At 54.1% G+C, this 6,086-nt stretch carries 6 protein-coding genes; 4 read left to right on the top strand and 2 right to left on the bottom strand.

Annotation, left to right across the window (positions count from 1 at the left end):
• Positions 1-127: 127 nt before the first annotated feature.
• Positions 128-1,114 carry an acrylyl-CoA reductase (NADPH) gene (acuI, locus tag B880_RS0120300; protein WP_017349300.1) on the bottom strand — a complete coding sequence of 329 codons (987 nt, stop codon included), beginning with the start codon at positions 1,112-1,114 and terminating at the stop codon, positions 128-130.
• 178 nt (positions 1,115-1,292) lie between these two features.
• On the opposite strand from acuI, the gene argO reads away from it, so the two are divergent.
• Both argO and B880_RS0120290 read left to right on the top strand, forming a co-directional pair.
• A complete protein-coding gene (gene argO / locus B880_RS0120295; protein WP_017349299.1) occupies positions 1,293-1,916 on the top strand; it encodes an arginine exporter ArgO in 624 nt (207 codons plus the stop codon).
• Positions 1,917-2,046: 130 nt separating this feature from the next.
• Positions 2,047-2,775: an oxidative stress defense protein gene (locus tag B880_RS0120290; protein WP_017349298.1), complete on the top strand. Its 729-nt coding sequence runs from the start codon at positions 2,047-2,049 to the stop codon at positions 2,773-2,775.
• A gap of 50 nt (positions 2,776-2,825) precedes the next feature.
• Here the strand turns inward: B880_RS0120290 and B880_RS0120285 are convergent, their stop codons facing one another.
• The gene (locus B880_RS0120285) at positions 2,826-3,731 is read right to left on the bottom strand and encodes a LysR family transcriptional regulator ArgP (RefSeq protein ID WP_017349297.1); all 906 of its coding nucleotides are present in this window, start codon (positions 3,729-3,731) and stop codon (positions 2,826-2,828) included.
• 168 nt (positions 3,732-3,899) lie between these two features.
• Here B880_RS0120285 and rpiA point away from each other — a divergent pair, with 168 nt between their 5' ends.
• Positions 3,900-4,559, top strand: coding sequence for a ribose-5-phosphate isomerase RpiA (gene rpiA / locus B880_RS0120280; RefSeq protein ID WP_017349296.1), 660 nt, complete (start codon positions 3,900-3,902; stop codon positions 4,557-4,559).
• A gap of 281 nt (positions 4,560-4,840) precedes the next feature.
• A complete protein-coding gene (gene serA, locus B880_RS0120275; RefSeq protein ID WP_017349295.1) occupies positions 4,841-6,079 on the top strand; it encodes a phosphoglycerate dehydrogenase in 1,239 nt (412 codons plus the stop codon).
• The last annotated feature ends 7 nt before the right edge of the window (positions 6,080-6,086 follow it).

Here is a 6,086-nt window from a genome sequence, read left to right as displayed (position 1 = left end):
ACAACGCTACGGATTTCGGAGGGCAGGGTAATCGGAGCGAGCCACGTCGCAGCCCGATTGCCCTGACAGGCCGAGGTATCTCGGTTTCACAGGCGAGTGTTTTGACCTCAACCTCACCCTCCAGTCATCAGCGCTGGCAGTCCACAATCAGGCGGCCACGTACTTTCCCGGCGAGTAAATCTTCAGCGCCCTTCACCGCTTCACTCAGCGGGATCACCTGAGTCATCTTATCCAGCAAAGCGCCATCGGTCAGCTCGGCGAGGCGCTGCCATGCCTGTTCACGGCGCGCCAGTGGGCACATCACACTATCAACGCCAGCCAGGGTGACACCGCGTAAAATAAAGGGCGCGACGCTGGTGGGTAAATCGAGCCCCTGCGCCATGCCACATGCGGCGACAACGCCATCTCGCTGGATGCCAGCCAGCACATTACTCAACGTATGGCTGCCCACGCTATCAATCGCGGCGGCCCAACGCTCTTTCGCTAACGGCTTGCCGGGCTGGCTCAACTCGCTGCGATCCAACACCTGAGCGGCTCCCAGTGTTTCAATCAAATACTGCTCGTCACTGGCGCGCCCGCTGGCCGCAATCACCTCGAACCCGAGACGCGCCAACAAACTCACGCTAAAACTCCCGACCCCCCCACTGGCTCCGGTCACCAGTACAGGACCACGTTCTGGGGTGATCCCCTGACGCTCCAACGCCATGACACATAACATGGCGGTAAAGCCTGCGGTGCCGATCGCCATCGCATGTTGAGCACTTAATCCTGCGGGCAACGGCACCAGCCAGTCACCTGAAACGCGGGCTTTCTGCGCCAGCCCGCCCCAATGTTTCTCTCCTACGCCCCAGCCGGTCAGAATGGCACTGGTATTCTTTTCCCACTGCGGGTGATCGCTGGCGAGCACGTCACCCACAAAATCAATGCCCGGCACCAGCGGAAACTGGCGCACAATCGGCCCTTTATTCAGGATGGCTAACGCGTCTTTATAGTTCAGCGTGGAGTAGCGCACATTGAGCGTCACATCTTGCTCAGGTAACTGTGCGTCATCGAGTGTTTTCAGTGTGGTGCGATAACCTTGCTCATCGTTATCAATAACTAACGCCTTGAACATGCAGCCTCCGGCTTAAGGATCGAAAAGTTACAGCCATACTACGCCCGCCTATCGCCAGAGGTAAAATAGCGAACGCGACCATTAGATATTCTGATGATGTATTAAAAATTTAAATTTCATCTAATGATTCAGCCCCCTTATACTGCGCGCAGACCACTCGTTTACAGGAATGATTATTGTGTTATCTGTTTATTTTCAAGGTGTTGCTCTTGGTGCTTCACTGATATTGCCCCTTGGCCCACAGAATGCGTTTGTCATGAACCAGGGCGTTAAGCGTCAGTACCACCTGATGACGGCTCTGTTGTGTACTTTGAGTGATATTGCGCTGATTTGCGGCGGCATCTTTGGCGGTAGTGCACTGCTTTTGCAGTCGCCCCTGTTGCTGCAACTGATTACCTGGGCTGGTGTCGCCTTCCTGCTCTGGTATGGCTGGGGCGCTTTGCGTACCGCGGTCAGTGGCAACGTCAACTTTGCCGATGAAACGGTGCTGAATCAGGGGCGCTGGCGCATTATCGCGACCATGATGGCGGTCACCTGGCTCAACCCTCACGTCTATATTGATACCTTTGTTGTGCTCGGCAGCATTGGTGGCCAGCTACCGGATGCGCTGGCGCGTCGCTGGTTCGCACTCGGCACGGTCACGGCTTCTCTGCTATGGTTCTTTGGTCTCGCCCTGATGGCAGCCTGGCTGGCACCGCTATTACGCACGGTTCGCGCTCAGCGCATCATTAACCTGCTGGTCGGCAGTGTGATGTGGCTCATCGCTTTCCAACTGGCTCGCCAGGGGATTGCCGCGTTTTAAGCGCAGGAAAGTCGCGGTGGCGGAAAATCTTTGCTTAAATCAAAAACTCAGACCATCACGCACAGAAATTTGTTGCTGGCCTCGCCATAATGGCCGCCAGCAAACAAATGCTTCAAGGAGGAGTTATTCAATGAAACTGAAAGCCCTGGCGCTGGCCGCCACTTTTGCCACTGGCGCACTGCCATTACTGACTTCTGCGGATGAACTGCCTAATGGCCCCCATGTGGTAACCTCGGGCCAGGCGACGGTGGATGCAAAACCCGATATCGCAACGTTATCCATTGTGGTCAACGTCTCTTCTAAAGAGGCTGCGGATGCGAAAAAGCAAGCCGACGATCGCGTGGCACAATATTTTGATTTCCTGAATAAAAACGGTATTGAGAAAAAAGACATTGATGCCGCTAACCTCAGCACCCAACCGGAATATGACTACACCAAAGAGGGCAGTGCGGTTCTGAAAGGCTATCGTGCGGTGCGTCAGGTACAGGTTACGCTGCGGAAACTGGACAAACTTAACGAACTGTTAGACGGCGCGCTGAAAACCGGCCTGAATGAAATCCGTTCCGTTGAATTGGGCGTGACCCACCCTGAGACTTACAAAGATCAGGCGCGCAAGGCCGCGATCCAGAATGCTACCCAACAGGCAGCGGCGCTGGCTGAAGGCTTCAATGCCAAACTCGGCCCGGTCTACAGCATTCGCTATCATGTGGCGAACTATCAGCCGATGCCAATGGCGCGCATGTACAAAGCGGCGGCGGCATCAGCGGATACCACAGCACAGCAAACCTACGAACAGCAAAGCATTCACTTCGACGATCAGGTTGATGTGGTGTTTGATATCAAACCGAACACCCCATAACTCGCAGGTAAAAAAAAGCCCGTTCAACGGGCTTTTTTACGATCAAACAATCAGATTGGCTGCACATCCTGGCGCAAGACTCGGTGCCCATGTTCCAGCAGCGCATCGGTTACCCGGCGCATTAAACGGCTCTCCGGCGCAAAGCGGTGCCAGTAAAGCATCCGGCGTTGCAGCAGACCCGGGGTTAAATCAATCAGTTCACCGCTGGCCAGTTCACGTTCAATCTGCAGATGTGGAATCATACAGCAGGTTGAACTCTGGCGAGCCATCTGCACGAAGGCTTCCGAAGAGTTCACGATATGGCAGGGCACACTGCCCGGTGACAGATCGAAATTCTGCTGTAAAAATGCCTGATGCATATCATCCAGATGGTCAAAGGCCACCACCGGGGCTTTCAACAGCGCTGCACGGGTGACGCCATTCGGGAAATAGCGCTCCGCAAACGCCGGTGAGGCGACAAACAGGTAATCCAGCGCACCGAGCTGATCGACCAGGCAGCTTGGTAGCGGCTGTGGCTGAATACTTACCGCGCCAACCACTTCACCACGACGCAGACGCTCCTGGGTACGGGTTTCATCTTCTACCTGCAAATTCAGGCGCACCGGGGAATCCGCCAGCACTTCTTTCAGTGCCGGGAGCAACCAGGTGGCGAGACTGTCGGCGTTGACCGCCAGAGACAGTAGCAGCGGCGTGGTGCCGCCATTCTCATCACCTAACCACTCCTCTTCAAGTAACTCTACCTGATGCAACAGCGCTAACAGCTTCTGGCCCTGCTCTGTAGGGCGTGGCGGCACGGTGCGCACCAGTAACGGCTGACCAAACAGGTTTTCCAGTTGCTTGATACGCTGCGATACCGCCGATTGGGTAATACATAACTTTTGCGCAGCACGTTCAAAGCCGCGTTCACGAATCACAGCATCCAGCGCCTGAAGCGTTCGATAATCCGGGCGTTTCATTATTCTGTTTCTCCTTCAGGGTGGACAACACTCGACCACAAAACGGCGAGGTTCAGTTTTGTGGGCTGGCTTCCAAAGCCGCGAAACGACACCTAAGGTTCGCGCAATTTTATTCATCCATGCTTTATACTACGCCCACTTCGTTGTCGCACAGGTTTTAAACATACCATGACCCAGGATGAACTGAAAAAAGCGGTAGGTTGGGCAGCACTGCAATATGTGCAACCCGGCACCATTGTTGGCGTTGGCACCGGCTCTACGGCAGCCCATTTTATTGACGCCCTTGCTACCATCAAGCACCAGATTGAGGGCGCGGTTTCCAGCTCGGAAGCCTCGACGGAAAAGCTGAAAAGCCTCGGTATTCCGGTGTTTGATCTCAATGAAGTTGATGCTTTGTCGGTGTATGTCGATGGTGCGGATGAGATTAACCCGCAGATGCAGATGATCAAAGGCGGCGGTGCAGCATTAACGCGGGAAAAAATTGTTGCCGCCGTGGCGAAAACCTTTATCTGCATCGCGGATGCTTCGAAAGAAGTGGATGTGCTGGGTAAATTCCCGCTGCCGGTAGAAGTCATTCCGATGGCACGTTCGTATGTCGCACGTGAGTTGGTCAAACTCGGTGGTCTGCCGGAGTATCGTCAAAACGTTGTGACAGACAATGGCAACCTGATTCTGGATGTGCACAATCTCAGCATCACCGATCCTTCTGCGCTGGAAAGGGCGATTAATGCGTTGCCAGGCGTTGTGACCGTAGGGCTGTTTGCTGCTCGTGGCGCGGATATCGCCCTGATTGGCACGGCTGATGGGGTCAAAACCATCAAGAAATGATCTGGTAACGTCACTCAGGGGGCGCGTTCTTTTTAGCGATAAAAAATGTTTTCTTATTCGGGGCAAATTCGGTGCTATATGTCACAAAATCTCCCAGGAAAGCGCTTTAATATCCTAAATCCAGCGAAGGCACCTGATTTTGTACCGTGATCTGCTGTTCCTGACCTGCCCCGTGCTGTGGGGCAGGCAATCGTTTGTATTGCTGCAAACGTATTTTTTGTTATTTTGACAGAAGGCTGACTTATATCAGCTCTCGTTGAATTCAGAAACAGGGTCGGGAAATGGCAAAAGTAACACTTGAGAAAGACAAGATTAAGTTCCTGCTGGTGGAAGGTGTCCATCAGAGCGCACTAGAAAGTCTCCGTGCGGCGGGCTATACCAACATCGAATTCCACAAAGGCGCATTGGATTCCGAAGCGCTGAAAGCATCGATCAAAGATGCACACTTCATCGGCATCCGTTCCCGTACCCATCTGACTGAAGAGATCTTCGCGGCAGCGGAAAAGCTGGTTGCAGTGGGCTGTTTCTGCATCGGTACCAACCAGGTTGACCTGGAAGCCGCTGCTAAGCGCGGTATTCCGGTCTTCAACGCACCTTACTCTAACACCCGTTCCGTTGCGGAGCTGGTGATTGGTGAACTGCTGCTGCTGCTGCGTGGCGTGCCAGAAGCGAGTGCCAAAGCACACCGTGGTATCTGGAACAAAAATGCAAAAGGCTTCTTTGAAGCGCGCGGTAAAAAACTCGGCATCATCGGCTATGGCCACATCGGCGTACAGCTGGGTGTGCTGGCGGAAAGCCTGGGGATGCGCGTCTATTTCTACGACATCGAGAACAAGCTCACCATCGGTAACACCACGCAGGTTAGCTCGCTGTCTGAGTTGCTGAACATCAGTGATGTGGTCAGTTTGCATGTCCCGGAAACCCCAGAAACCCAGGATATGATCGGGGAAGCGGAACTGGCACAGATGAAGCCAGGCGCGCTGCTGATCAACGCCTCACGCGGTACAGTAGTCGATATCGATGCACTCTGTGCTGCCCTGCGTAGCAAACACCTTGGTGGTGCAGCAATTGACGTATTCCCGGTTGAACCTGCGACCAACAACGATCCGTTTATCTCTCCGCTGAGCGAGTTTGATAACGTGATTCTGACGCCACACATCGGGGGTTCTACCGAAGAAGCGCAGGAAAACATCGGTCTGGAAGTGGCTGCGAAGCTGAGCAAATACTCCGATAACGGTTCTACGCTGACGGCGGTGAACTTCCCAGAGGCTTCACTGCCACCGCACGGTGCCAGCGCCAGCCGTCTGCTGCACATCCATGAAAACCGTCCAGGCGTATTGACCGCCATCAACCAGATCTTTGCTGAGCAGGGCATCAACATTTCCGCCCAGTATCTGCAAACTTCACCGGTGATGGGTTACGTGGTTATCGATATCGATGCTGAACAGAGCGTCGCGGATAACGCACTGCAACTGCTGAAGGCGATTCCGGGCACCATTCGCGCCCGTATGCTGTACTAATATCAGA

Origin of the sequence: Pantoea sp. A4 (assembly GCF_000295955.2) — a bacterium.
In the GTDB taxonomy this organism is placed as follows: Bacteria; Pseudomonadota; Gammaproteobacteria; order Enterobacterales; family Enterobacteriaceae; genus Pantoea; species Pantoea multigeneris.
This window is presented reverse-complemented; position numbering and strand designations above follow the sequence as displayed.

Bases quoted from the DNA above. Each gene is read 5' to 3' on its own strand.
- acuI (WP_017349300.1), bottom strand. From the start codon at position 1,114: ATGTTCAAGGCGTTAGTTATTGATAACGATGAGCAAGGTTATCGCACC.
- B880_RS0120290 (WP_017349298.1), top strand. From the start codon at position 2,047: ATGAAACTGAAAGCCCTGGCGCTGGCCGCCACTTTTGCCACTGGCGCA.
- B880_RS0120285 (WP_017349297.1), bottom strand. From the start codon at position 3,731: ATGAAACGCCCGGATTATCGAACGCTTCAGGCGCTGGATGCTGTGATT.
- rpiA (WP_017349296.1), top strand. From the start codon at position 3,900: ATGACCCAGGATGAACTGAAAAAAGCGGTAGGTTGGGCAGCACTGCAA.
- serA (WP_017349295.1), top strand. From the start codon at position 4,841: ATGGCAAAAGTAACACTTGAGAAAGACAAGATTAAGTTCCTGCTGGTG.